Source organism: Flavobacterium amniphilum (assembly GCF_023634845.1).
Classification (GTDB): domain Bacteria; phylum Bacteroidota; class Bacteroidia; order Flavobacteriales; family Flavobacteriaceae; genus Flavobacterium; species Flavobacterium amniphilum.
In genome coordinates, this window is sequence record NZ_JAMLJL010000003.1 from 34,189 (window position 1) to 60,711 (window position 26,523).

Below are 26,523 nucleotides of genomic sequence, written 5' to 3' on the forward strand. Positions count from 1 at the left end.
ATCACCTCTCTAAATTGCGGCAATCACCTGTAATCCAATTCACATAAAAACAAAACCTTTGTTACTTACAAACAAACTAAGGAACAATCGGAAAATCCTGAAAAAGAGTACGACAGATAAGCCGAAAACTGATTAGAGTAGGCAATTTAAAACCTAGTATTATGAAAAATATTTTTAAAGGTTCCCTAAAAGGGTACTTATGTGAAGAATGTTTTGAATCGTTATCTGAAGTAGAAGTTCTTCTGTATCATCCCTACAACAGGGAAATTATAGCGAACAGCGCAGTTGCAGATGCTAAAGAAACTTTCCATTACGTAACGGAAGAAGAGGCAAAAAAAAGAGAAAGTCTTTTAATCGCCAGAACTAAAACTGACATTGACGGAAACTTTGAATTTGAGATTGATGATGAATTCAAATATGGAGCTTTTGATATTGATTTTGTTTGCGGAACTGTTCCGCCGAAACCTCCGGTTCCAAGAAGAAACAAACCGGTACAATTTCACATTACAACTTTAGTAATGCAATGGCGAGACAGTGCAGAACAGGATTACAGCATCTACAGTTGGGAACATTACATTTCCTATAAATGGTGGTGTTTTATCAGAGGTTATTATTTTGATGCATGGGTAATTTGCGGCCGTTTGATGAACTGCAAAACCAACACACCGATTGCTAACGCCACAGTTACAGCATTTGACGCCGACTTCATAAGCGATGATAATTTAGGAACCGTAACAACCGACAGTAACGGACACTTTAGGATTGATTATTCCTCCATCCAATTCAAACAAACCTTTCTGTCTCCTTTAATTAATGTTGAAACCGACCCTGCATTGCCATTAACTTTTCAAAGTGGTCCCGATGTTTACTTCAAAGCTGAATTAGCAGGAACCAATTTAGTTAATGAAACCAAAGCAAATGCCCGTAAAAATGTAGGCTATTGTCTTTGCGTCAAACTTTGTTCAGAAGTAAATGTTGTAAATCCGGAAGATCCTAACTTTCCAAGTGCATGGACCGGTATTGGTGACACATTCAATTCTGTTTTTGGATCTGGTCCCGAAGACTTTGATACAGATGGTTATGCAGGAGCAGGAAAATATGCTCTATATTCGGTTATAGATCTTACTGGGCAGGCAGCTCTAAAATCGGCCGCTAACAGAGCTATTGAATACCGTTTTTTAATCAGTCACGTGACAACACCAAATGATATGGCAAGTCCGACAATTGGCGATTTTACAAAAATCATAGGTGTAACACCTAATTTATTCTGGCCAAGCAAAGTAATCAAACTTAACAAAACAAGCTCTGATCCTTCATTACCCAGTATAATAAGTGTATATAGCCACCAAAGTGATTTCGATTCAGATGGCTGGTTTGATGCCAACAAGTCCATCGACAGAACATTAATCAGCATAGGACTGACTCCAGGTGATTTAGGTTCCTACCAGATTATTGAAGAAGACCCACTTATTTCATTAGACACCAGAGCTCTGACAACAGCTCTTAGTGTTCCGGATAGCGCTGCAAATGCCGGAGAAGCAATACCAAACGGAAACACGATTTCTATAGAAAAAATTGCCATCCGCTTTGAAATCAGGGAATCAGTAACAAATAATCCAATTCCCGGTAACGGTAGAACGTTAAATTCAATCGTAATCAACAACAACCCGGTATTCATGAAGCTTGCCATCAAAGAATTGGAAGACACCACCCTTTGTTCACCAATTAGCGGTGATGTACATGCAAAATACACTGTTTACCATCCACATCTTGCTGCGTCAGCTACTACATTGGAAATCAAAAAAAACAGTGTTCCTACATGGGAAAATGTTTCAATAGCTCCATTGTTAGACGGTGACGGCAATCCTTCGGTAGATGAAGTTGTAAAAAATCTTTTAAAACTTAACAATCCGCCAACATTAGGAAGATGTACTTATGCATTAAGATTACGTTCTGTACCAAGATTACACAATGGAAAATCATCATATCCGACACAAGAAGCACCTATTCAAACATTCTTTTATGAAGGCTAATTAATTGAAAACAAAAAAGCAGCTATGAAAGCTGCTTTTTTCTATTTCTGTCTGAAGTAAATATCCATCGGAACTCCTTCGAAATCCCAATTTTCGCGGATTTTATTCTCTATAAATCGCTTATATGGATCTTTCACATATTGCGGAAGATTCGCAAAGAATACAAATTGCGGAACCGGAGTTGGCAACTGCATACAATACTTAATTTTAATGTATTTCCCTTTTAACGCCGGTGGCGGCATATGCTCGATAATATTAAGCATATGTTCATTGAATTTCGAAGTTGAAATACGCTGACTTCTGTTTTCATATACTTTCACAGCTGTTTCCAACGCTTTCAGTAAACGTTGCTTTGTTAATGCCGATACGAATAAAATAGGCACATCAGTAAAAGGTGCTATTTCCTCTCTGATTTTCAATTCGTAATCACGGGTTGACATGGTATCTTTTTCAACCAAATCCCATTTATTCACTAAGATCACAATTCCTTTACGGTTTTTTTCGGCCAACCAGAAAATACTTTGGTCCTGACCTTCAAATCCGCGGGTTGCATCAATCATTAAGATACAAACATCACTATGCTCAATAGCACGGACAGATCGCATCACTGAATAAAACTCCAAATCTTCCTTAACTTTGGCTTTACGTCTGATACCGGCTGTGTCCACCAAGTTAAATTCAAAACCGAAACGGTTGTATTTTGTATCAATGGCATCACGTGTTGTTCCGGCAATATCAGTCACCACGAAACGATCTTCACCAATTAAAGCATTGATAAATGATGATTTTCCTGCATTTGGTCTTCCAACCACACAAAAACGCGGCAATGGATTTTCCTCTTCAACTGCATCCGGCATTTCCGGTAAAACTTCTACAAGTTTATCTAATAACTCACCTGTTCCACTTCCGTTCATACCGGCAATAGTGAAATATTCGCCTAATCCTAAGTTGTAAAACTCGATAGCATCCTGTTCACGCTTACCGTTATCTACTTTATTCACGGCAAGAAGTACAGGCTTAGTAACTTTACGAAGTAATTTTGCCACTTCTTCATCCATTGGCGTAACTCCTTCTTCCACATCTACCACAAAGATGATTGCATCCGCTTCATCAATGGCTAATTCTACCTGTTTACGGATTTCACCTTCAAAAATATCGTCAGAACCTTTAATATATCCACCGGTATCAATTACCGAAAACTCCTTCCCGTTCCACTCACTTTTTCCATAGTTACGGTCACGGGTTACTCCCGAAACAGAATCTACGATTGCTTCACGACGTTGAATCAATCGATTAAAAAATGTCGACTTTCCAACATTAGGTCTTCCTACAATGGCTACGATATTGTTCATCCTTAATTTCTGTTATTTTTTTTGCAAAAGTACGTTTTATTTCTGATTGTATCCGAATCGTTTTAATTGGTAAGCATTGCTTCTCCAATCCTTATTGACTTTCACATACATTTCGATATGGATTTGTTTTCCAAAGAATTTTTCCAGATCCTGACGCGCTTCGATTCCTACTCTTTTAATTGCAGATCCTTTATGACCGATGATAATTCCTTTTTGGGTATCACGTTCCACCATAATCACGGCACGGATTCTGATAATATTTTCATCCTCGATAAATTCCTCGGTTTCAATTTCCACCGCATATGGGATTTCTTTATCATAATGCAGTAAAATCTTCTCACGGATGGTTTCATTTACAAAGAAACGTTCCGGTTTATCTGTCAAAGCATCTTTAGGATAAAATGCAGGTGATTCCGGAAGCAATTCCAAAATACGGTCAAAAACAGTCTGCACATTAAAGTTTTCCAAAGCTGAAATCGGAAAAATCTCTGCATTAGGAACTTTTTCCTTCCAAAGCGCAACCTGTTCTTCCAATTGCTCCTGATTTGATTTATCAATCTTGTTCAGCAACAATAAAACCGGAATTTTAGAATGAATAATTTTATTGAAGAAAGCTTCGTCTTTTAATTCTTTTTCACCAATCTCAACCATATAAATCAACACATCGGCATCTTCAAAAGCTGATTTCACAAAGTCCATCATGGAACTTTGCAACTCATATGCCGGTTTGATAATTCCCGGAGTATCTGAAAACAACACCTGAAAATCATCTCCGTTCACAATTCCCAAAATACGGTGACGGGTTGTTTGTGCTTTCGAAGTGATAATCGAAAGACGTTCACCAACTAACGCATTCATCAAAGTGGATTTACCAACGTTAGGATTACCGATAATATTAACGAAACCTGCTTTATGTGTCATATATTGCTGAATAAAAAAACCGAAAACTCCTGTTTTGGTGTTTTCGGTTTATTTGGTTTTAGTAGCGGGAACAGGACTCGAACCTGTGACCTTCGGGTTATGAGCCCGACGAGCTGCCTACTGCTCTATCCCGCGTTGTTTCGAGTGCAAATATACAACCATTATCCATAAATGCAAGCCTTTTTTAAAAAAATAATAATTTTATTTTTCAAGCTACTTATTTTCAGGTTTTATACATTTGAAAAATATGAAAATTAAAAATGGAAAAGCTTAACGACATTATATTTTACAATTTAGATAAGGCTATAAAAACCTATAGAATGTATGCCATGAAGAAAATCCGCGAAAACGGATACAAAATCACGACCGACCAATGGCTTATTATTAAATCGATACTGGAAAACCCAAAAATAACCCAACAGGAACTAGCCAGGAATGTTTTTAAAGACAATGCATCGGTTACAAGAATCATTGAACTGATGGTAAAGTCAAATTACTTAAACCGTAAAGTCGATTCAAATGACAGAAGAAAGTCCGTATTATCAGTCACAAAAGAAGGCAAAGATATTATTGAGAAAGTTCAAAGCATTATTCTTGAAAACAGAAAAGAAGCATTGGAAAGCATAAGTAAAGAAGACCTGAACACAATGGATATAATCCTACAAAAGATCATCAAAAACTGCTCTTAATCCAAATTAAAAGTTAATATTTTGCTAAAATACAGCAAAACTGTAACAACACTCAGGCAATGAATACTTACCTTTAGATATTTATTTGATATATCAAGTTTCAATCAGTCGATCAATTACAAAATCAAATTTGAAAAAATGAAAAAAGGAAATTTAATGTATCTGTTTGTTGGATTAGCATTGTCAACAACAGCATTCGCCCAAGGACCAAATCCGAGTGTCACAAAAAAACAAAAGATGACCGAAAACCAACTAAAGCGTTGGAGTCATTTGGATTTAGAAAAAGACAGCATTCCCGGAATGAGCATAGACCGCGTTTATAGCGAATTACTAAAAGGAAAGAAAGGCAAAAAAGTTATTGTGGGTGTTGTAGACTCTGGCGTTGACATTGACCATGAAGATCTGAAACCGGTAATCTGGGTTAATAAAAAGGAAATCCCGGGTAACGGCATAGATGATGATAAAAACGGATACATTGATGATGTTCACGGATGGAATTTCTTAGGAAACATTGAAAATGAAAACCTGGAGTTAACACGACTTCTTAAAAAAGGTGATGATGGCTCCCAAGCCTATAAGGATGCAAAAGCGGCATACGACAAAAAAATGGAAGCCCTTTTAGCCAATAAAAAGCAAGTGGATGCCATTTTTGATGCCAACAAAGCCATCAGCGACCATCTTAAAAAAGAAGATTTCACTATCGATGAAGTAAAAGCCATCACAACTGAGGATGCCGAATTAAAGAAAAGCATCGAAGTATTCACAAAAATAGGCAAAGCAGGTCCGGCTTTAATGGCAAACGTAAACAAATTCAAAACACAGGTTTACAACCAATTAAACTACAATTACAATTTAGAATACGATGCACGTAAATTAGTTGGTGACAATCCTAACGATATCAATGATAAAATTTACGGAAACAATATCGTTTACGGACCAACCAAGGAAGGCGCATTACACGGCACACACGTAGCCGGAATCATCGCACAGTCACGCAACAACAACTTAGGCGGTGACGGAGTTGCCGACAACGTTGAAATCATGTCTGTCCGTGCCGTGCCTAACGGAGATGAGTACGACAAAGACGTTGCATTAGCCATTAAATATGCCGTGGATAACGGTGCCAAAGTAATCAACGCCAGTTTTGGAAAAGATTTTTCACCAAATAAACAATGGGTTTACGACGCCATAAAATATGCCGAAAGCAAAGACGTTCTAATCATCCATGCTGCGGGTAACGACTCAAAAGATATTGATGTCGAGCCAAATTTCCCTAATGATTCTGATGATAAAAAGATCGAATTCGCAGACAATGTAATCACCGTTGGTGCCTTAAATTTTGAAAACGGTAAAAAAATCGTTGCCAACTTCTCTAATTACGGAAAACTGAATGTTGATGTTTACGCACCGGGTGTAAAAATATACGCTACAACTCCAAACAGTGAATACCAGTATTTACAGGGAACATCAATGGCATCGCCAAATGTTGCCGGAGTAGCAGCAATGATCCGTTCATACTACCCGAATTTATCAGCAAAAGAAATCAAAGGCATAATCATGAACAGCGGAACTACCATTTCAGAGGATGTAGTGGTTGGTGGTGATGCAAAAGATGTACGTCCTTTCAATTCCCTGTCAAAATCAGGAAAAATTGTAAACGGCTATACAGCAATGACTTTGGCTGAAAAAATGAGCAAAGAAAAAATGAAACCAAAAAAATTCCCAAAAGAAAAGAAAACACTTAAAAGCTAATTCAGTAAAAAATTTAACTTTTTTTCATTTAAAACAAAATAGTACGAAATTATCTAATTGATTTCTATACTTTTGCACCGCAAAAAAAATAATCCTCAAATCCGGGTTATTACTATTTTACATATATGAAAAGAGTTGTTGAGTACAGAAAATTACTTGAAGTTGACAAAAACGTAACTTTAAAAGAGCTTAAAACCATTTACAGAAACAGCATGAAAGAAACTCATCCTGACAAATTTGTAAATGATGATGAAGGCAAACTTGCTGCTGAAGAAAAAAGCAAAGCTGTTATCAGCGCATATCACTTCTTAGTAAGCATTGCTCCTGAAACTCTTGAAAAAAACCTTCCGGAATATCAGGAAACCATAAACGGTTCGACTATTTTGGATTTCTATCTGGAAAAACAAACATTGCATGTTACCTATTTGAACGGAGTATCGTATGAATACATCGGAGTTCCTAAAAATGTGTACATCAAAATGATTAATGCCGAGTCACCAAACCGTTTTGCAAAACGTCATATCTATGGTAATTTCATCTACAGAAAATCAGGAGAAGCTGTTGAAGTTTAATCCGTTACAATCAAAATAAAAGAAAGGCTTTCAGAAATGGGAGCCTTTTTTAATTAAATATTTTCTTATATTTGGGTAACTAACAAAAAAACAAAACACTATGCCTTTTAACTTTTATGCAGTATTGGTATCTTCATTGGTCACTTTACTTGTCGGATTTGTATGGTATCATCCAAAACTTTTCGGAACCGCCTGGATGAACGAAAGCGGAATGACGGAAGAAAAAGCCAAACAGGGAAACATGGCAAAAATCTTCGGACTTACTATTTTCTATTCTTTCATGATTTCATTTTTAATGCCGGCACTAACCGTACATCAAATGGGAGCATTAGGAATGATTGGCGGTGACCCAACATTGGCAAAACCTTCTTATACTGCTTTCTTAGCAGATTACGGAGATGCCTTCCGCACATTTAAACACGGCGCTTTACACGGCTTAATGACAGGTATATTCCTGGCTTTGCCAATTACAGCCATCAATGCTCTTTTCGAACAAAAATCATGGAAATACATTTTGATTAATGCAGGTTTCTGGATGGTTTCTTTAACTATCATCGGAGCTATCGTTTGCGGCTGGAAATAATATTTTTCTTAACATTTATTTATAACAACATCGCTCTACATTTGTGGAGCGATTTTTTTGATTTTGAATTCGACTTTTAAAATTTACTCAGCCATTAACGAATTGCCGGCCTCCTGGGATCAGGTTACCGAAAGCAATGTATTCTTACAAACTCCTTACCTGAAAGTTCTGGAAGAATCTGCTCCCACAAACATGCAGTGCTTCTATATCGGGATATTCGAAGACAACAACCTTATCGGCGTGGCATTGGCCCAATACCTGAATGTTCACAAACTGGAATCCTTCGGGGAAAGGGACAAATGTTTCAAAACTGCCATCCGTAATTTTGTATTCAAGAATTTTGCCTCGCATGTGCTGTTCCTCGGAAACAACATGATTACAGGCCAAAACGGCTATGTTTTCAATAAACCGATGGATTTCAAACACATCAGCAACTTACTGATTCAATGTTCGGAAGCTATTATAAAATACTTTAAAGAGAAGGGAATCAAAATCCATATCGTTTCGTTTAAAGATTTCTATCAGCATTGTTCGGATGAATTGAAGAAATACGACTTTGCAAACATGCACGACTTCAACATTCAACCGAATATGATTTTTGAACTTCAGCCTGAATGGAAATCAGAAACCGATTATGTCGCCGCCTTTTCAAAAAAATACCGTGACCAGTACAAACGTTCGCATAAAAAATGTGAAGGGGTTGAAGTAAAGGAATTATGCTACGAAGAAATTTTGTCCCACGAAGAACGTATTTACGAATTATACCATTATGTAGCCAAAAACGCTCCATTCAATACATTCTTTTTGGCCAAAGACCACTTCTCTACTTTCAAAAAGCAATTGCAGGAAGACTTGCGTGTATCGGGTTACTTTTTAGACGGAAAGCTAGTTGGTTTTCACACTATCCTCTTGAACGGAGAAACACTGGAAACGTATTTCTTAGGCTATGACGAACATGTACAGAAGGAAAAAATGCTGTATTTAAACATGCTTTACAACATGACCAAATTCGGTATTGAAAACGGATTTAAGAAAATTATCTTCGGAAGAACTGCTCTTGAAATCAAAAGCTCCATCGGCGCACAACCTGTTTTGATGTCGGGTTTCATTTACCACACAAACAAACTCATCAACAAACACATTGATAAAATTTTCAAAAGACTGGAACCTAATGTCGATTGGCAGCAAAGACATCCTTTTAAGTAGTTTTGTTTTGGTGGTATTGGTAAATATAAACACCATAAAATCCTAAAATTAATTCTCCCGATACACCAAGAAGCAACAATGCCGAAGGTATACCATCCAAAACCATACTGATAATCCGGCCAAAAGCTAATCCGAACATGAATATAAAATTGGAAACGGTCGCTATCTTCCAGAATTTCAGTTTGCATACTCCCAGAATCCAAAGCACCGCAAAAGCAATATAAATCCCCATTATTGCCTTCAGGATATTTTGCTCATCGATGGTATTGACGGTCAGCTTAAAGAAAAAATCGGGCGCAAAGCCATAGATAAGCGACACTGGAAGAACCACGAAAGAAGAGATAATTAAATGGGTATTTTTAAGTGCATCGCTTCGTCTCATAGGCTACATTTAGTTCCTACAAGTTATCAATTTCCATCTGAACTGTTTCCCAATCTTCCAATAATTTTTCCAATTCCTGCTTTTTCTTTTCATAAGCAGCAAAAAAACTGGCATTCTCTATATGTTTATCATAATTGGAAGCCAACTCTTTATCGTCCTGCTGAATATCTTTTTCCAACTGCTGGATCTGACTTTCAATTTTAGACAATCGGTTCTGCAATGATTTTTGTGCTTTTTGATCTTCGTAAGAAAGATTTTTAATCTGTTTTGGTACTTCTTTAACCACAACATCTTTCTTTTCAACCTCACGCATATTTTCCAGATTCCGCTGTTCTAAGAAATAATTGATATCTCCTAAATACTCTTTGATCTTTTGGTCTTTAAATTCATAAACAAGATTGGACATGTCCTGAAGAAAATCCCTGTCATGGGAAACCAGCAAAAGTGTTCCTTCATATTTTTGAAGTGCGGCTTTCAGTACGTTCTTTGATTTTATATCCAAGTGATTCGTTGGCTCATCCATCACCAAAACATTGATCGGCTGCAATAATAATTTACAAAGCGCCAAACGATTTCTTTCACCTCCGGAAAGAACTTTCACTTTTTTCTCTACGTCATCTCCCCTAAACAGGAAAGAACCTAACATATCGCGTACTTTCGAACGGTTGGTATCTGTTGCGGCATCTTCCATAGTTTGCAGCAAGGTAATCTCACCGTCTAAATATTCCGCTTGGTTTTGGGCAAAATAACCCACTTGTACATTATGCCCCAATTTGATCGAACCTTCATATTCAAACTCATTGACTATCGCTTTTATAAGTGTTGATTTTCCTTGACCGTTCTGACCTACAAAAGCAATTTTACTGCCTCGCTCCACTAAAAGTGAAATATCTTTCAAAATGGTCTTGTCTCCGTATGCTTTAGTCACATGCTCTGCCTCAATCACTACTTTCCCTGGTACTTTTGACACCGGAAACGAAATATTCATCACCGAATTATCATCTTCATCTACTTCAATACGTTCCACTTTGTCCAGTTTTTTAATCAATGACTGGGCCATGGAAGCTTTAGAAGCTTTGGCACGGAATTTCTCAATTAACTTTTCCGTTTCTTCAATTTTCTTAGCCTGGTTCTTTTGTGTGGCCAATTGCTTTTCACGGATTTCATGACGCAATTCTAAATATTGTGAATACGGCTTATTAAAATCGTATGCTTTTCCTAACGAAATCTCAATGGTTCTGTTCGTTACATTATCTAAAAACATCTTATCGTGGGAAACAATAACCACAACTCCGGGATAATTACGAAGGAAACTCTCCAGCCAAATGATACTTTCAATATCCAAGTGATTGGTTGGCTCATCCAAAAGCAGTATATCGTTCGACTGAAGCAATAATTTCGCTAATTCGATACGCATACGCCACCCTCCGGAAAAAGTCTCTGTCTGGTTGTTAAAAACATCTCTTTTAAAACCTAATCCCAATAAAATTTTCTCTGTATCTCCTACATAATTATACCCGCCTAACAATTCAAAACGGTGGGTATAATCAGATAAATCTTCTATAATCTGTGAATACTCTTCGCTTTCATAATCGGTTCGGGTAACCAATTGATGGTTAATTTCAGCGAGTTTTTTCTCTACTTCTTTAATATCTGTAAATGCCTGATAGGCTTCTTCAAGCACGGTTCTTCCTTGCTCAAAATCGATATCCTGACGCAAGAAACCTATTCTCACTTCTTTCTCTGTTGCTATACTTCCTGAATCGGGCGCAAAATCCCTAGCTAAAATCTTCAGCATCGTCGATTTTCCGGCACCGTTTTTCCCTACAAGTCCTACTCTATCGCCGGCCCCCATTCTAAAAGTGACTTCTTCAAATAAATAAGTGCCTCCAAAAGAGACCGACAAATTGTGTATATTAAGCATAGTATATTTTTAATTATTTCACTTCCAAAAATACAATAGTGTACCTTTGTAGAAATTTTTTGCAAATGTTAAAAAAAGGATCCAAACTAAATAGTATTTTAACAGGAAGTTGTCCTAAATGTCAGGAAGAAAGCATGTATAAAGGAAAAAACTTATACAATCCTGAATATACCATCAAAATGAATGATACTTGCAGTCATTGTGGTACCCGATACAAAATAGAACCTTCTTTCTTTTACGGATCCATGTATGTGAGTTATGCATTGGGTGTAGCTTTAGGAGTTGCCGCGTTTGTGGTTTTTTATTTCTTTATGAAAACCAATTTAAAAACAGCTTTCATAGGTATTACCGCCACTTTGGTACTATTGATGCCTTTTATCATGCGGATCTCCCGCAACATATGGATTAATCTCTTTATCAGTTACGATAAAAACTGGAGGGAAAAGAAATAAACCACTTTTTAAATTAAAAAACCCACAACCATAAGTTGTGGGTTTTTATTTAAAAGCTAAAACAGCAATGAGTCATTTTAATTATATAAACATGCTTAAACAACCTTATTAAGTGATAGAGAGTTACAAATCTTCATACCCCATATCTTGTTCTCCTTCCACTCTAATTTTATCACCATCGAATACATTATCATGTTGAATGACAAAACTGAGTAAAACACTGTAAAAAGTTTGATAATTTTTATGATTCATTTTTTTATCATCAACTGTTTTATAACCAAAATGATATACTTCACTCCCTGTGTCATATAGAAAATTATAAAATTTATGACGGACATTGTTGTTTCCATCTGCATAAAGTTCTACTCTAAAACAATCCCGTTTGTTTTTTAAATTGAGTTTCCTCAAAAAATATTTAGGGTTTTTACTTTCCGCAGTAAACTGCTTAAGTAGTAACTTTATATAGTTTCTACAACTAATTTCAGATGGACCAACCCTTTCTATAACATAAAACAAATCCTTATCAACATCAATTGGTATATATAAAAGAGTGTTCTCCCTACTTTCTGGCAGCCAGGTAGAGGGAATGTTAACTTCAATACTATCTTTAGAATAGGTTCTCCATCCTTTTAGCAATTCGTTCTTTGAAAAAACTCTATCTTCTTTATTCAAATTAGGTTTCGGTTTCTCATCTCTACACCCTAAAATGGCAAAAAACAACGCAAAATATAGTAACGAATTTCTCATCTTGTTTCAATTAATCATATCCTGGTGTCTCTGGAGCCTCTCTGTTTCCAAATGTCTCATTATATCTATCTTGCAGATCTCGGGCACTTTTTTCTGCTGCTTCTTTTTCTTTTTGTGTAGGCTGGTCTTTTGTCTCTCTGTTTTCTTTTTGTCCCACTGTAGCACTCACTCCTGCGTTAAACTCAAAACCAGCCACTTTTATTGGAGTTTTAGCTTCAAGTTGTACTCCAGCCCTAGTCGTTGTTTGACCTGTCTGATGATTTAAAGTAGTAACGGTAACTACAGTAGCTCCTCCGGCACCAACTGAAGTTGACACTTCAGTTGTAGAACTAAAAGTAAAGAAATTTAATTTATCAGCAACTTTCATCTCAAAATCAACACATTCAAACTTACCTGCGATACAGTATTCTTTAACTAATCCTAAAAAAGCTTCAAACTGAATATCAAACAACGTTTGTGGCGATGTAGGATCGCGAGTAATTTCTGACAAGTATGCTGTAGCCGTTGGAGAAGCTGTGTATGACAATTCTCCTTGGATTGAATTATTCCCACCAAGATCATAACTACCGCTAACATAGGTTTTTCCTTCAAATCCAAAGAAATCTACAATATTGGCCATAGCATAAGAAAATTGTCTTGAAAGTGCCTGAAACTGGTCCATCCCTGTCCCACTTCTTACTTCTAACCCTTCTAATTCCCTACCTATCCCTATTTTGTTTTCCTGGAAAGCATAAGTAGAATTATAAGTGTATTTTTCAGCCAATGGGTCAATACTCATAAACCTTCCGATAGCCGGATCATAATTCCTCCATTTAAAACTGTCCCACATCAAACCAAGTTCTTCCTGACGCTCCTGACCTTGATATTTAAACTGTTGTGCAATGGCATTACCGCCCGCAATAGCATTATTGTACCCTTCATGCTTTAAACCAAAAGGATAAAAATTATTTTCATCAACAATCTCGATATCATTGGCTGCATTTACCTTTCTGATACTTAAATCATCAAACCAAACTGTCCCTCCACCATTATTATCGATACGTAGATTCAATTTTGTAAAGTTAGCAGGAACTGTCACTCTTTTCTCAACATAAACCCAACGGTTTTTTTGAGAAGTATTGATATAATCAAAATTAGCAGGATAACCTGTTTCTGCAGCATTGCTTTTAAACAAAAAAATGTCGACAGATGGATTATCGCTATAAATCCATGCTGAGAAAATATAATCTGTCGACTGCGAATTGTTAATGGCAACCCAGTTATTACTATGTGCTACCCTTTCTCCTGCAGTAAGTTTTTCAATTTTTCCAGATACGTTTCCTGAATGCTTTTTCACATTATCATAAGAACTGACTGATTGTCCCCATGAAAATCCTTGACTCTCCCAACCGCTGGCTGTTTCAAAACCATCATAAAAAACTTCAGTAGTGGCTCCAGTAATTACACCGTCATTATTAGCATCTGCATAAGACAATCTTATATTCCCAACTTGATCTTTATACTGAAATACGTAGGAATATTTATTGTCTACTGCGGCACTAGCATTATAAGCCACATAACCTTCTGATTGTGAAAAGAATTGTAAATCTCCGTTCAAATATACCGCACTACCATCATACTGAGTCGTGGTAGTCGTATTGGTTAAGACTCCTGAAATTGATTTAGGTTCCTTAACTGTTTTTTCAATTTTAATACCATCTGCATTATACTTAAAAAATATCACTTTAGGGTTTGGAGAATTTTCATCAGCATTATTAAATACAATTTTAATAGGTAAATTCAAGTGGTTGTACTCAATAGCAGTGATATCCTTATTCTTATCTTTAGTCATGTTACCATTAGCGTCATAAGTATAATCGTCTCCTACGGTATTTCTGTCCTTAAATCCTTTAGCTCCGTTAACAGAAAGCCCATAAGCATCTGTTACTGAAAGCAATTGATTCCCTTTATATTGATATGCTAAATAATCAATTGTTTCACCATAATTAGTATTGGTTGTAGATTGTGTATTCCTAAACAAATCTAAAATATTACCATTTCTATCATACTTACTTATAGATTCATTGTACTTATAATTAAGAATACCATTTTCAGCATAATTAGCCGACTTCATTCTATCAAGATTATCATAATCATAATAATACGACTTTAAAGTAGAGGAGATATTATCTGTTTTCCAGGTCATACCACTTATATTCCTATTAAATAAAGGCTGACCGGGACCATTCGTATAAGGCTGATTTTGTTCATCATAATTCAGTTTTAAAGCAAATAGGTCATTCTCCATGTGGGAGATATTATTAATATCTTTTAACCATCCACGTACATTATGACTAAAATCTACTTTTTGTAATCCTTTCTCACCGGAAACATTTGTTTTTCCTCCAACATTTGTGGTTATTAAATTACCCACTTCATTATATTCATTCTTAACAATTAACTGCTCTGCCTGATTGTCAATTTGTTGTTTTTGAGTTAAAATTCTTCCTGTCGCATCATAGGTAAATTTATCTTTGATTACTACAGTAAAAGCTCCTTTAATATAAGATGATTCTGTTTCCAAGAGCTTATTAGCAAAATCCAACTTCCTCTTAACTTTACTTGCTGTGCCCAAATATTCATTATTGGAAGCATTATAAATTAGACGGCCTCTATCATCATAATAATTCACATTAGTTTTCCATAAACTTGTCCCTAGAATTTTAATTTTGGTTCCCGTCTCCAAAGATTTAGCATTGGTTACAGGAATAATTCCAAAGGACACATCCGAATCTAAACTTGGATTGCTAACAAAAGTATAATTGTCATAATAAGTAATACTTAAAACTTCTAAATTTAGTTTTGGAAATGCATTGTTAGTGTAATAAACAGTTGTTGATGGCGATCCAATAGTTTGTGCTGAAACTGATTTTGCTTCGCTCCAAACAGGACTAACCTGAGCATCTACCAATCCCTGAACATCTTGTCTGCTTTGATTGGCAACAGTATTTGTCCAGATTCCTGAATAAATTAATCTATCAAAAGCACCATATTTAATAAACACCCATTTGTTCTGAGTTCTTAAATTACCATCCTGAGTTAAAATAGGACGATCCAAATTATCATAAACAGTATAATCCCAATCTTTACCTGGTAATTTTTTCTCAATTAATCGATTTCTGCTATCATACTTATACTGATAACCCAACTCATTAATCATCGTAGCATCAACAGCAGGTACCGTAGCTGTTGCAACTGTACTCAAATTAACACCAAAATTAATGTAAGCGTCATACACAGGTGTTCCATCTCCTGAAAAATAAATATTTCCATCCTGAATATAAGCTCTATAATGTACATTGGAAGGATTCGTTCCATTAAGACCTCCAGTAGTGGTAAAAAAACCTAAATCCATATCGGGTAATTTTGGATCAAAATTTAATGTTATTGCCGGAACTGTCGTACTGATATTTAATGGACTAGGTGTTGTCTCACCGTAAGTAGATAAATAGACATATAATTCATTACTATTAAGACTTACCTCTGCTTCATTTCCTCCGACATCTATACCATTTTCGGTAATTGTATTGATATCAGTCATATAGACATATTGGTCATTCCATATTTGTTGTTCACTAGGATAAGTGTTAATCATTGGAGGCAATATATATGCGAGATTTCCGTAAGCATCATACACATTATAAGTATCATGCCATTTTCCTCCACTAACACTTCTTTTCAAAATGGTGCTACCTAACTTGTCGTTAAATTCAATCGTTGTATTATCAGTTAAATTAGGTTGAGTCGGCGTCCAGTTTTCATTTTTTGTAACTACTTTAAAAAGTTCGTTTACCGAATAATAGCCCCCATCCTGAAGCGTATAAACATCTGTAGGGGAAATATTTACAGAATAATTTTTAACTTTATCAGTGGCGGAATTAAATAGATTATCGCGTTTAATTGTCCTATCGGCATCACTATTAGCAATAACTTTCCAAGCATTTCCTGGAGCTCCTTCCTCTAAAACTTCATCTAAAGGAGAGGCATCATATCTTTTCTCAGTATATGGATTTTGTGTGAAATCATATTTTGAGGTATTATAAAAATTATTCAAATCCGTAACCGGATTAGCATAATCATACCCTTTTAATGTATTATTCGAGGCGTATGTCAAATAATCTTTCGACTCTCTCCCGAAGCTATCATAGGCGATGTGTTTTACTAAATCGGAAGGATATGGGTTACTCGTAAATTGAGCTATAGAGTACTGTGTTCCATCAAATTTCTGTAGAGTTGGACTATAGAAATATTGTTTGGCATTTAAATCAGTAGCATAATAGAAGTAACTTCTGAATATCGTACTAGTAGTGGTAGAATCCCATTTAAATTCGTCACCGTCCATTACTTTATTTCCATTAACATCATAAAGTCCACTTACCCCTGTATCTCCACCAGTATAAGAAGCCGGATGTACAACACCCACAACCAGATACCATTTATCTAATTCAGGTGTATCTCCAACCCAAAAGTAAGGATTTGAATCTACTACTCCTGCTAAATTACGCACATTTAGTGTCCCATGATGACCATAACCATCCATATTACCTGTACGTTTTATCCATACTGCATATTGATACTTCACATTCTTATCTATAGCAATACTGTTGGTATTCCATCCTCCATCCTCATTACTTCCAGTATCACTACCACATTCCCATATCACACTTGTCAATCCAAAAGGATTCATTCCATTTATTCTTTTATTTTCAGCAGTAGTACCATTTAAATTAAAAAAAGTAGGCATCCCATTACCAAGCGTCCAGGTACTTTCCCAATCGAATAAATTATTTTTTACACTAAGTTTTGGCGCTTGACCAACACCTATTTTTTGAATAGGCCTCCCTATTCCATCAAAATAAGTCACGCTTTCAATTTTTTCAGATGGAATGATATTCGGATTTAATGAAATAATAAAAGTTTCATTAAAAGAATTAAAAGGCGCATAACTGTAATTCTCTTCCAAATAAAGCATATTATTCAATATCGATACCTTAACTACGTCAGCATGACCCGCTGCATCAAGATCACCCAAAACCACATTAGGCAAAGGAATATTAGATGCAATCGCTGTAGTTTGTGACTCTGTCTGATAACGGGCAGGTGCATTAAATGTCCCTTTAAATTCAACGGTCAGAATATCATTCAAGATAGTGACATCAACATATCCAGTAGCATAATCAGTCAGAAAATCCTGAGCATAGCTAGTGGAAAGATCCATATGTAGATTATAATTATCATATAGATTAGTGCCCCCTCCATTTGGTGGTGCAGAGTGATTGTATTTTGTGGTTTTAACGAAATTCTTCGTCACGTTTTGACCAAAAGCAAGTATCGGGAGAAGGAATATAAAGGCTATTAAATATTTTTTCATGATGGTAAATCTTAATTATTGATGGAAATTATATTCGTTTTTGGTTATAATTTTCCCTTCTGGATTTTTTTCGCTTATTAATCTGCCTAATGAATCATACTCATAATAAATGGTATAACCTCTTACATCTGTGACACTGGTAATTCCTACTAACCAATCGTGAGTATAAGTAGTTACCTCTGCATCAGGCAAAGAAACTCTTAATGCCTCTAATGCGTTTCTAAGCAGTTGCTCTTTACAAGTACTGTCTTTGCAATTATCGTTATCAGCATCTGATAAAGACTGTAAATTCACAATCGTTGCCGCAGGTATCGAAGCGTAAGTAGCATTACCAATCTTAGCTAATAATTTCCCTTTTTTATATCCCCAAATTAATACCGTCTTTTCTCCTTGTTCCTTAGATATTTCTATAGGATTACTTGTTCCGTCTTCATATTTATGGATAGTATATTCATTTAACAATGAATCGCTGTCCTTAGCAGTTTTCATTGTTTCATACAATATTCCGCCTCCTAAAGAAACTGGGCGCTCTTTAAAAGTTTGGCGTCGTGTTGCCATCTTAGTTGTATTTAAGAAATTCTCTATCTGTATTTGCTCGGAAATGTTATTAATCCCGTTTGACTTCATCCCTTGATAAGCTGAAAGCTCTGAAGTCGTCAGTGTACCACCCGGCAAACTTGTAGCAGTGGTTACATCTGTTGGATAATAAGTCTGACTTATCTTACTATTACCTCTACTGTCTTTTACAGCTCTTGTCTTAAGTAAACCATAAGTATTATAGGCAAAGTCTACTTCTACTATATTTGGTGCACCATTATTGTCATAAGATGTAGTTGTTTCCTTAATAGGTAAAAACTGGCTAATTCTATAATCTTTCTCTGCTGTAAAAAATCCCCTTACATTATCTTCTTCACTTTGTGAGGGTACAGGAGCAATAAAGCCTTGTGCATAATTATATTTTGTAATCAAAAAATCGGTATAGTCAACAAAAGTTTTCTTTAAAAGTTGATTGGATTCATTAAAAACATTTTCTTCCAGTAATTTTCCTCTTTTATACGAATTATCATTGAATATTTCTGAACCAAAACCGCTATTGGCTACCATGAATTCTGTAATACAATTATTTAGTATGCTCATTCCATATAAATCTCTTGACTTTTGAGGAATAACTCTATAGAATTTATTCTTAAAACCAGCCAGATCGCTCGAAGTATATAAAAATTCTTTATAACCGTTATTTACTTCTTTTTCAATAACCCTTGAGTATCCTACAAAAGACCCACTTGTAATATCTGCATTTAGCTTCCCTTTATCATATAGTTTCCAATGATCTATATCAAATGATGTTCCCGAAGGTGTTACTGTACTGACTGCATCGTAAAACTCATCACGGGGCACATGAGGATAATCAATGGAAACAGGAAAAAAACCAACCGTAGGGTGACCAAAATAAGGAAAAGAACCCAATGAACCTGAGGTACCTCCACCTGCTTTTGTATACGTATATTGAATTTCCCTTGTATTCCCTAAACCGTCTTTTAATAATTGCTTAGCAATTCGAACCCCCCCTCCTTTTATCGTCTGACCAAAAACTTCAAACTCATTAGACTCATAAACATATTCCGAAGAGCCTCCTGTTGGATACTCTACTTTATTCAAACTCCAGGCTTTGGCATAATCATTAGCCTGTCTGTTAAAAATTCCAGGTATAGTAGTATACTGCATTCCAGGAACTGGAAAAGGCAATAATGATTTTTCAAATTGATTCGGATAATAATACAGGGTTGGATTTGGACGCATCAATCCAGTTACTACACTATAACTGGTAATATCCTAAGAATTATTAAAATAACCTAAAAAGTCAACTGAAAATGAATTAACAGGCGGTAGTTTTATACTTTCTTCATAAGAAAATTTATAAGGAGGCATTCCTACTTCTTCGAAAGAAAGTAATTTCAATCTTTTATATCTATAAGTATTTAATTCTCCATCAGGATTGAACTCACCAACATTATAATCCGAATTAAAAGTGCTGTATTTTAAATCAAACGACTTGATAGCTTTAAAATTTTTGTCTTTAAGATACACTTGGGTTAAAAAATCTCCATTATACAAGTCATTTCTTCCAACTCCCCATTGACTTGCAATACCTTCTTGATTATAATTAAAAAAAACTTGACCTTCATCAAAAAGAATCTTTCGTAATCGCTTCTTCTGAACATCAATTCTTGCTATAATTTTTTTATCAAAAGTCTCATAGCCTGAGTAAGGAACATAATAAGAACAGTTCCCTGGTGAGTTGGTAGAAGGATCTTCGTCTAGTTCAAACGAACGTTGCGCATATTTCTGAATTATTGTTGTATTCGGCATTCCTTGGTTCGGATTCGAACTGCTATTTTCATAAACAAAATCTATTTTTTTTCCCGTTTTAAGATCCTCAATTTTAGTTACGTGCCAAGCTGATATTTGCGCTGGCGAATGAGCGAGTTCAAAAGACGAAGCAGTTGTACGACCACCCACTACCTGATTTAAGCTTAAATCACAGTCAGAAAAAGTATACTTTATTCCTTCATTGGTGGTAATAATAATGGTGAAAAAATCACGGGTAGGAATCGTCACTTCAACATTACCCATATAATTAACTCTTCCCACATCAAAACGCTGGGTCGAAGCTATCGCTTCAATTTTAGTTCCCTTAGGGTTAATTTCTACAGGGGTGTTCTCATCATTAAAAAAGAAACTGGTACTAAACCCATCAATATAAAAACTATAGATATCCGGCATAAAATCAACATATTGACTATTCGGAGTTATTTGGATGTTATCTCTTTTCTGCAAAAAATAACCTACTTTGTATTCACTGTTATAATCATATCTTGCATCCGAGTCAGCATTTTTTTCAGATGTTGTGTACAGATTATAATCAGGACGAAGATTTCTGGCACCTAAATTATCAAAATCATTTTCATGTATTATAGTTCTTGTAATTATAGCTTGCGATAAACTCCAACCTAAACCTACGTCGGATGCCAGTTGATCTACTTTAATTCCACCAGTTGCATAATTTAGCTTGATAGGATAGTTTATACCCCCAGATTCAATTGTATATATAGGCACATTAACAGACTGTTTACCAACATAGTTAGTTACAGGGCTAAAACTGTATTTTTCAAAACTGTAAACATCAGGATTGGATAAAGAAAATTGCCTCGAATACTCATTAAAATCCGGCATGACATTTGACTGCCCATATATTAAACCGGAAAAATTCAGAATAATCAGACAGAAAGTAATAGATAAACGCTTCATCTTGTATTTTATGTTAATTTTTTGGACGAAAGTAACCAGAAATTCTCATTACAAAGCGTAATGATTTTAATAAAAATCCTACTAAAAAAAAGAACAGCACTTACCCTTAAAAATCAACAAGTTACAACCATCAAAAACCATTATCCAAACAACCTTATAAAACTTTTTATTATTTTGTAAGAATTTTGGCACAATGTTGGTTAGGACTTAAAACTATAAATCATTTAAATCCTAAAAATTAAAATTATGAGTTCACATTCAGAAACAAGTTACGGGGCACGTATCGGAAATGCCGAAAAATTACTTACCGCATTGCAAACCTTCCACAATTACCAACCTCAAAAACCAGAGTTCAGCATCACCCACCTCACAGCAATGATTGCCCAAATCAAAAACCAAAACAGCGACATCGCTTCCAGAAAACAAAACTATTCCCTGGCGGTAGAAAACAGAAAACAACAGTTTGAAAAAAAACCGTATTCCATCAAAAAAATCCTGTCTCCCATTAACGCTACCGTCAAAGCAAGCTATGGCAAAGAAGCTAAAGAAGCCACTGATGTAGCCACAATCATTGCCAAAATAAGAGGTGCCAATGGCAAATCCGGTCTCCAAAACAACCCAACTGCGGTAAGCCAGTCGTACCAATCCTTCAATTCAAGAACCCAGTTCTTCTCCGATTTAATTGCCTATCTGAAGAATTTTGATACCAATTACAATCCGTCAAACAATGAACTCATCATTGAAAGCCTGCAAACATTACTCACTAATACAACAATCGCAAACAATGAGGTGATGAATACCTATTCCCAATTCATCCAAAACAACAACATACGCATTCGGGCATACGCCGAATTAACGCAAACGACAATCCGAATCAAAGACGGGGTCAAATCACAATACGGACTGCATTCAAGCGAATACAATCTGATCAAAAGTCTGAAAATCTAATAGGTTGAAATGATAAGCATGTAGTGAAAAACACTTCATTTCCGGTTGGTAAAGCCAAAAATCCTGCCCCTTTCTACCAACTGAAACTGAGAATGAAGTTTCTCAAGTAAGGAAAGTATTCCGTTTATCGTTTAAATACCCTCCCTTGTCTTTAGAATGACTTCCTTTGCCATGGAAATAATCTGGCTTGCCATTGAAATAAAGATCCTTATTCTTTGAATAACTGCCCTTGCCAATGGAATAGTCAAGCTTGCCCTTTGAACGACCGCTCTTGTTCTTTGAATAACCCAGCTTGCTGCATGAATTACCTGACTTGCCGCTTCAATTACGAAGCTTGCCAATCAAACAATCCCACTTGCTACTGATTAAACACAGTGAATCAATAATAGTAGTATAGACTTCTTTTGATTTGAATTAGTCATCAACAAAATCAGCTTATGCTACATACTAATGAAGAATCTAATCGATAAACTAACTCTCGATTTCAACAATTGCTTACCTATTCTTATTCATTTTATCAAATCGCTTTATATCAATCTGAAGATCTAAAGCAATTCCGCCTTCAATATTTTCAAATAAAGCTTTCGCTAACCAAGGCCCAAGCATAACTCCTCTTGTACCGAGACCATTCAACAAATGAATAGTACTATGCGCTGAATGTGTTCCTACCAAAGGACGTCGGTCTTTAACCGTTGGCCGAACACCTGCAAAGTGTTTCACAATTTCAAAGTCGCAATCAATTAATTCCTTTAAACTCTCAATAAGCTCTTGTTTCCCTTCTTCTGTAGGAGTACTGGTTTTATCATCCCAATTATAAGTGGCACCAACTTTAAACATATTGTCACCTATTGGCAAAATGAATATACTGGATTTCAAAACCACATCCAGATCAAGATCAGGCGCTTTGATAATAAGTAGTTCCCCTTTAGTACCATCCAACGGAAATTCATTAAAGAAAGGATTATACTGAAGTCCGAAACCTTCTGCAAAAACAATATGTCTCGCCTGATAACCTTTATAAACAACATGATCATCTGCAAACTCAACACCCGAGTAATCAAAAGTTTCATTTACAAAAAGCATTTGACTTTCCAAATAAGCGTTGTAAGCATCCAATAAAGCAGCAGTATCAACATAACCGGTATGCAACACCTCACCAAAACCAAATTCAGAATGAATTGATTGGTATTGCTTGTGAATAATCCTAGTCGATAAAAAAGGAGATAAAGTAGGTTTATCCGCAGCCTGAAACCAGTTATTCTGTTCTTCAATAGAAGCAAACTTTCTGTAAATCGGAATTTTATAATCGAACTTCAAATTGATTCTATTTGAAATCCGCTCGTAAAAAGAAAGTCCGTAGTCTAATTGCTCCTTCGCTTTCCAAACTTGACTGAAACGCTTTAAAATAACAGGATTATACAATCCTCCGGCTATCTTGGATGATGAAGTCGAGTAATCATCAAAAACCAAAAAAGTCTTATCATTCTCAAAACACAACTCTGAAAAACAAATACCGGCTAACCCGGAACCTACAATGATATAATCTAACATAATGCAAAAATAAAAAACTCCCACGCATTGTGAGAGTTTTTTATGTAATTGGAGAAATTAACTATTAGTAATTCCACATATCTTGTTCAAAATTACGAATCTTATCTTTTACTCTTTCTGATTCGATTAACTGCATTAACGAGTTATCTTTCATGTATTCAGAAATTTCTCTGTCGTTGTAAACGTTTTCTTCTTTGTAAGTCAACGCATTGAAACGACGTGAGTTTAACAAGTGATCAAAAGAGATTGGCATAGATGAGTTTTTGTCATTGAATGCTTTCCACTCATGTAATACCTCACGGGCTCCAGGGTAGAATACCCAGAATAACTCGATATAATCTTTCTCTTCTTCAGTTTTACCCATTGTATAAACGTCAGGAATAACAGGACAAATACCTAAAATTCTGTAACGTAAATCAGACTGTCTTTTATCGAAATACCATAATCCTACAACTTTGTAGTCAGATACATCAATTGAAGCTAAATCAGTTTTGTTGATGTACTCAGGAGAGATAAATTTAGAAGCCGGGATTGTTTTAGTTTCAACACCAATTTTCTTCTTTTTCCTACCTGTTCCTTGATAGATAGGCACTTCAACAGTTCTGGTACGGTACGCATCAATATCTGTATTCATTTCCTCTCTACCAGCATCAGTAGTATCAATTTTAGTTAAAGAAGCATTAATATCTTTTAATGTTTTCTTTTCTCTGAAATAACTATCTGAATACACTTCAGTAATTTTTCCAGACTTGATACCTTTTACCAATACATCGTACAAAGAACGACGGTCGCTACCGATAGCAACTGTATCAATTGGGTAATACAACGGGAAATTGATTCTTTCATCAAGGTCAATGATTTCCCATACTTTCTTTGACATTAAGATATCACGATCATCAATATAACCGTAATCTAAAGGCTTGTCGTTATCTTTTTGTTGTTGAGCTGCAGATTTCAAACCAATTTGGTCTGGTGTTTTAGCATTCAACAAGTTTGATTGTGCAAAACCAGTTGCACTACCAGCAAGAAAAACAACTAATAATAAATTTCTCCAATTCATAATTTTTATTATTTGAGGCGTTTAAATAAATTAAACGAAATTTAATTTTTTTTATTGTATCTCGTAAGTACAAGAAGAAACTCTCTTAGCAACCTGGTCAATTCCTGAGAAACTAGCTTTAATTTCAGAAATTACAACCACATCACCTCTTTGAGCTTTTTGGATAGCACCTTTAGCTCTTCCATCCATTTTACTTCCTGAAACTACAATTGTAGGTTGACCAGGAACTTTAATGTTGAATTGTGTTACATTAACTGTTACAGGGAAATCGAAATCTTCCATTACAGCTGAAACAGAACACACTTCTAAGTTTGATTTAGAACCTTTAGCAGCAACTTCACCACGGATTTTTCCGGTTGGAGCAGGCAAACCTTTAATTCTGAATTCTTTCTTATCAGAAACCACTTTACCATCAGGTAATGTAGCACTTACATTTACCATTACCGTAGATCCAGGACCCGGTTTGATAACATATTTACCAGCAGCACCAGCAGGAGACATTCCAGGAGCATTAGCTCTTACTTTGTCAGAACCTACACCAGCAAATGAAATTGTCATTGGGTTAGGTACACCACGGTAAACAACGTTCATTTTATCAGCAGAAATAGTAGCTGAGTTAGGACGAGGCACTACAACATATCCACCTTTAAATGGCAAGTTGATAGGTTTTCCATCTTCAATAAAGTTAAATGAACCAGCAAGCGTTTGTTCTCCAACACCACCAGCTGTGGTAGAAATAATTGCCTGACCGTTTACTAATTTACCAGGACCTTTAAAACCTGAAAATTGCGCGTTAGGATCATACTTACCCAAAACAACTTTACCAGTAACACTTTCTCCTTGGAAATAAGCATTCTTATCCAAAACTACAATAGCCTGAAACTTACTATAAGAAGCTTCTGAAACTGCTGCTTTTCCTAAAGCAGCACTAATTACATCAGATTCTGCTTTTTTAGCATCATTTTGCCAAGCTGATAATTTTGCTAAAGAAGCAATTGCAGGGAAACCTTTAAAATGGTAATCTAAAAATTTAATTTTAATACCTTCTTTATTAGCTACATCTGACAAATCGAACTTCTTTTCAATTTCTCTTAATATTGGCGCATATTTCACATCTGACAAAGCCGCTTTAACATCAGCTTTGTAAGTTTCAATAGCCTTAATTACATCTTTTCCTCTTTGAGTATATCCTTCACCACGGAACCAGCTGTTATCTAAATTATCAGCTTTATCCATAGCCTCATAAGGCAATTTACCATCTTCAGGTTGCACTCCAGTCAATACATCTTGCTTCAATGTACCAACGAAATCATAGAATTTTTTAGTAGCTACTTCAACTTTATGCGCAGTCAAAGCTGCTTTTTCGAATTCACCTTTTGATTCTGAAGCCTTTTTATCCAATGCAGCTAACATCTGCTCATTTGTAGCTTGAGCCGCTTGGTTAGAACCTTCAAATCTTTCATTCATCAATCCAAAAGCAGATAAAACTTCTTTTGACATATTCATTGCCAACATCGCGATGAAAACCAGATACATCAGGTTAATCATCTTCTGTCTAGGGGTTAATTTTCCTCCTGCCATTTCTTTTTAATTAGTTTTGTTAATAAATACTTTTATGATTTAGTTAAAACT

The 26,523-nt window shown here is 35.6% G+C and carries 19 protein-coding genes and 1 tRNA gene; 8 read left to right on the top strand and 12 right to left on the bottom strand.

From position 1 onward, the window contains the following. The first annotated feature begins 161 nt into the window (after positions 1 to 161). Positions 162 to 2,033 carry a transthyretin-like family protein gene (locus NAT51_RS03855; RefSeq protein ID WP_250595504.1) on the top strand — a complete coding sequence of 624 codons (1,872 nt, stop codon included), beginning with the start codon at positions 162 to 164 and terminating at the stop codon, positions 2,031 to 2,033. 41 nt (positions 2,034 to 2,074) lie between these two features. Here NAT51_RS03855 and der read toward each other — a convergent pair whose 3' ends face one another. The 3 genes from der to NAT51_RS03870 all read right to left on the bottom strand — a co-directional run bounded on the left by der (position 2,075) and on the right by NAT51_RS03870 (position 4,441). After that, the gene (gene der, locus NAT51_RS03860) at positions 2,075 to 3,385 is read right to left on the bottom strand and encodes a ribosome biogenesis GTPase Der (RefSeq protein ID WP_250595506.1); all 1,311 of its coding nucleotides are present in this window, start codon (positions 3,383 to 3,385) and stop codon (positions 2,075 to 2,077) included. Positions 3,386 to 3,421: 36 nt separating this feature from the next. Continuing rightward, a complete protein-coding gene (era, locus tag NAT51_RS03865) occupies positions 3,422 to 4,306 on the bottom strand; it encodes a GTPase Era (protein ID WP_250595508.1) in 885 nt (294 codons plus the stop codon). Positions 4,307 to 4,368: 62 nt separating this feature from the next. Then, positions 4,369 to 4,441, bottom strand: a tRNA-Met gene (locus NAT51_RS03870). Between the two features lie 125 nt (positions 4,442 to 4,566). On the opposite strand from NAT51_RS03870, the gene NAT51_RS03875 reads away from it, so the two are divergent. The 5 genes from NAT51_RS03875 (at position 4,567) to NAT51_RS03895 (ending at position 9,108) form a co-directional block, all read left to right on the top strand. After that, entirely contained in the window at positions 4,567 to 4,995 is a 429-nt protein-coding gene (locus NAT51_RS03875; protein ID WP_250595510.1) for a MarR family winged helix-turn-helix transcriptional regulator, read from the top strand. A gap of 138 nt (positions 4,996 to 5,133) precedes the next feature. Continuing rightward, on the top strand, positions 5,134 to 6,747 hold the full coding sequence (locus tag NAT51_RS03880; RefSeq protein ID WP_250595518.1) for a S8 family peptidase: 1,614 nt from the start codon (positions 5,134 to 5,136) through the stop codon (positions 6,745 to 6,747). Between the two features lie 125 nt (positions 6,748 to 6,872). Continuing rightward, positions 6,873 to 7,319 (top strand): KTSC domain-containing protein, encoded by a 447-nt coding sequence (locus NAT51_RS03885; protein ID WP_250595520.1) that lies wholly within the window; start codon positions 6,873 to 6,875, stop codon positions 7,317 to 7,319. Positions 7,320 to 7,419: 100 nt separating this feature from the next. Then, a complete protein-coding gene (locus tag NAT51_RS03890; RefSeq protein ID WP_250595522.1) occupies positions 7,420 to 7,902 on the top strand; it encodes a DUF1761 domain-containing protein in 483 nt (160 codons plus the stop codon). Between the two features lie 63 nt (positions 7,903 to 7,965). Next, positions 7,966 to 9,108, top strand: a complete 1,143-nt coding sequence (locus NAT51_RS03895; protein ID WP_250595524.1) for a GNAT family N-acetyltransferase — start codon at positions 7,966 to 7,968, stop codon at positions 9,106 to 9,108. Here NAT51_RS03895 and NAT51_RS03900 read toward each other — a convergent pair. Beyond that, a complete protein-coding gene (locus tag NAT51_RS03900; RefSeq protein WP_250595526.1) occupies positions 9,101 to 9,490 on the bottom strand; it encodes a DUF4345 domain-containing protein in 390 nt (129 codons plus the stop codon). The genes NAT51_RS03895 and NAT51_RS03900 overlap by 8 nt on opposite strands. Positions 9,491 to 9,506: 16 nt before the next feature. Next, positions 9,507 to 11,414 carry an ABC-F family ATP-binding cassette domain-containing protein gene (locus tag NAT51_RS03905; protein WP_250595528.1) on the bottom strand — a complete coding sequence of 636 codons (1,908 nt, stop codon included), beginning with the start codon at positions 11,412 to 11,414 and terminating at the stop codon, positions 9,507 to 9,509. A gap of 65 nt (positions 11,415 to 11,479) precedes the next feature. On the opposite strand from NAT51_RS03905, the gene NAT51_RS03910 reads away from it, so the two are divergent. Continuing rightward, positions 11,480 to 11,866 (top strand): DUF983 domain-containing protein, encoded by a 387-nt coding sequence (locus tag NAT51_RS03910; RefSeq protein WP_250595530.1) that lies wholly within the window; start codon positions 11,480 to 11,482, stop codon positions 11,864 to 11,866. Between the two features lie 123 nt (positions 11,867 to 11,989). Here NAT51_RS03910 and NAT51_RS03915 read toward each other — a convergent pair whose 3' ends face one another. From NAT51_RS03915 to NAT51_RS03930, 4 genes are read right to left on the bottom strand one after another with little or no spacing between them, the layout of a single operon-like run. Beyond that, positions 11,990 to 12,613, bottom strand: a complete 624-nt coding sequence (locus NAT51_RS03915) for a hypothetical protein (RefSeq protein ID WP_250595532.1) — start codon at positions 12,611 to 12,613, stop codon at positions 11,990 to 11,992. Positions 12,614 to 12,623: 10 nt separating this feature from the next. After that, positions 12,624 to 18,023, bottom strand: a complete 5,400-nt coding sequence (locus NAT51_RS03920) for a DUF6443 domain-containing protein (protein WP_250595534.1) — start codon at positions 18,021 to 18,023, stop codon at positions 12,624 to 12,626. Positions 18,024 to 18,038: 15 nt separating this feature from the next. Beyond that, a complete protein-coding gene (locus NAT51_RS03925) occupies positions 18,039 to 19,823 on the bottom strand; it encodes an RHS repeat domain-containing protein (RefSeq protein WP_250595536.1) in 1,785 nt (594 codons plus the stop codon). A gap of 33 nt (positions 19,824 to 19,856) precedes the next feature. After that, positions 19,857 to 21,332, bottom strand: a complete 1,476-nt coding sequence (locus tag NAT51_RS03930; protein WP_250595538.1) for an uS8 family ribosomal protein — start codon at positions 21,330 to 21,332, stop codon at positions 19,857 to 19,859. Between the two features lie 246 nt (positions 21,333 to 21,578). Here NAT51_RS03930 and NAT51_RS03935 point away from each other — a divergent pair, with 246 nt between their 5' ends. Continuing rightward, the gene (locus NAT51_RS03935) at positions 21,579 to 22,280 is read left to right on the top strand and encodes a hypothetical protein (RefSeq protein WP_250595540.1); all 702 of its coding nucleotides are present in this window, start codon (positions 21,579 to 21,581) and stop codon (positions 22,278 to 22,280) included. A gap of 495 nt (positions 22,281 to 22,775) precedes the next feature. Here the strand turns inward: NAT51_RS03935 and NAT51_RS03940 are convergent, their stop codons facing one another. From NAT51_RS03940 to porM, 3 genes are all read right to left on the bottom strand, one after another. Continuing rightward, the gene (locus NAT51_RS03940) at positions 22,776 to 23,831 is read right to left on the bottom strand and encodes an NAD(P)/FAD-dependent oxidoreductase (protein WP_250595542.1); all 1,056 of its coding nucleotides are present in this window, start codon (positions 23,829 to 23,831) and stop codon (positions 22,776 to 22,778) included. A 64-nt stretch (positions 23,832 to 23,895) separates the two neighbouring features. Then, positions 23,896 to 24,891 (bottom strand): type IX secretion system ring subunit PorN/GldN, encoded by a 996-nt coding sequence (porN, locus tag NAT51_RS03945; RefSeq protein WP_250595550.1) that lies wholly within the window; start codon positions 24,889 to 24,891, stop codon positions 23,896 to 23,898. Positions 24,892 to 24,942: 51 nt separating this feature from the next. After that, entirely contained in the window at positions 24,943 to 26,472 is a 1,530-nt protein-coding gene (gene porM / locus NAT51_RS03950; RefSeq protein WP_250595563.1) for a type IX secretion system motor protein PorM/GldM, read from the bottom strand. Positions 26,473 to 26,523 lie beyond the last annotated feature (51 nt).

Coding starts and splice junctions, on each gene's coding strand:
- NAT51_RS03885 (WP_250595520.1), top strand. CDS start 6,873: ATGAAAAGAGTTGTTGAGTACAGAAAATTACTTGAAGTTGACAAAAAC.
- era (WP_250595508.1), bottom strand. CDS start 4,306: ATGACACATAAAGCAGGTTTCGTTAATATTATCGGTAATCCTAACGTT.
- NAT51_RS03920 (WP_250595534.1), bottom strand. CDS start 18,023: ATGAAAAAATATTTAATAGCCTTTATATTCCTTCTCCCGATACTTGCT.
- NAT51_RS03935 (WP_250595540.1), top strand. CDS start 21,579: ATGAGTTCACATTCAGAAACAAGTTACGGGGCACGTATCGGAAATGCC.
- NAT51_RS03890 (WP_250595522.1), top strand. CDS start 7,420: ATGCCTTTTAACTTTTATGCAGTATTGGTATCTTCATTGGTCACTTTA.
- NAT51_RS03940 (WP_250595542.1), bottom strand. CDS start 23,831: ATGTTAGATTATATCATTGTAGGTTCCGGGTTAGCCGGTATTTGTTTT.
- NAT51_RS03930 (WP_250595538.1), bottom strand. CDS start 21,332: ATGAAGCGTTTATCTATTACTTTCTGTCTGATTATTCTGAATTTTTCC.
- NAT51_RS03905 (WP_250595528.1), bottom strand. CDS start 11,414: ATGCTTAATATACACAATTTGTCGGTCTCTTTTGGAGGCACTTATTTA.
- der (WP_250595506.1), bottom strand. CDS start 3,385: ATGAACAATATCGTAGCCATTGTAGGAAGACCTAATGTTGGAAAGTCG.
- porN (WP_250595550.1), bottom strand. CDS start 24,891: ATGAATTGGAGAAATTTATTATTAGTTGTTTTTCTTGCTGGTAGTGCA.
- NAT51_RS03875 (WP_250595510.1), top strand. CDS start 4,567: ATGGAAAAGCTTAACGACATTATATTTTACAATTTAGATAAGGCTATA.
- NAT51_RS03900 (WP_250595526.1), bottom strand. CDS start 9,490: ATGAGACGAAGCGATGCACTTAAAAATACCCATTTAATTATCTCTTCT.
- NAT51_RS03910 (WP_250595530.1), top strand. CDS start 11,480: ATGTTAAAAAAAGGATCCAAACTAAATAGTATTTTAACAGGAAGTTGT.
- NAT51_RS03855 (WP_250595504.1), top strand. CDS start 162: ATGAAAAATATTTTTAAAGGTTCCCTAAAAGGGTACTTATGTGAAGAA.
- porM (WP_250595563.1), bottom strand. CDS start 26,472: ATGGCAGGAGGAAAATTAACCCCTAGACAGAAGATGATTAACCTGATG.
- NAT51_RS03925 (WP_250595536.1), bottom strand. CDS start 19,823: ATGCGTCCAAATCCAACCCTGTATTATTATCCGAATCAATTTGAAAAA.
- NAT51_RS03880 (WP_250595518.1), top strand. CDS start 5,134: ATGAAAAAAGGAAATTTAATGTATCTGTTTGTTGGATTAGCATTGTCA.
- NAT51_RS03915 (WP_250595532.1), bottom strand. CDS start 12,613: ATGAGAAATTCGTTACTATATTTTGCGTTGTTTTTTGCCATTTTAGGG.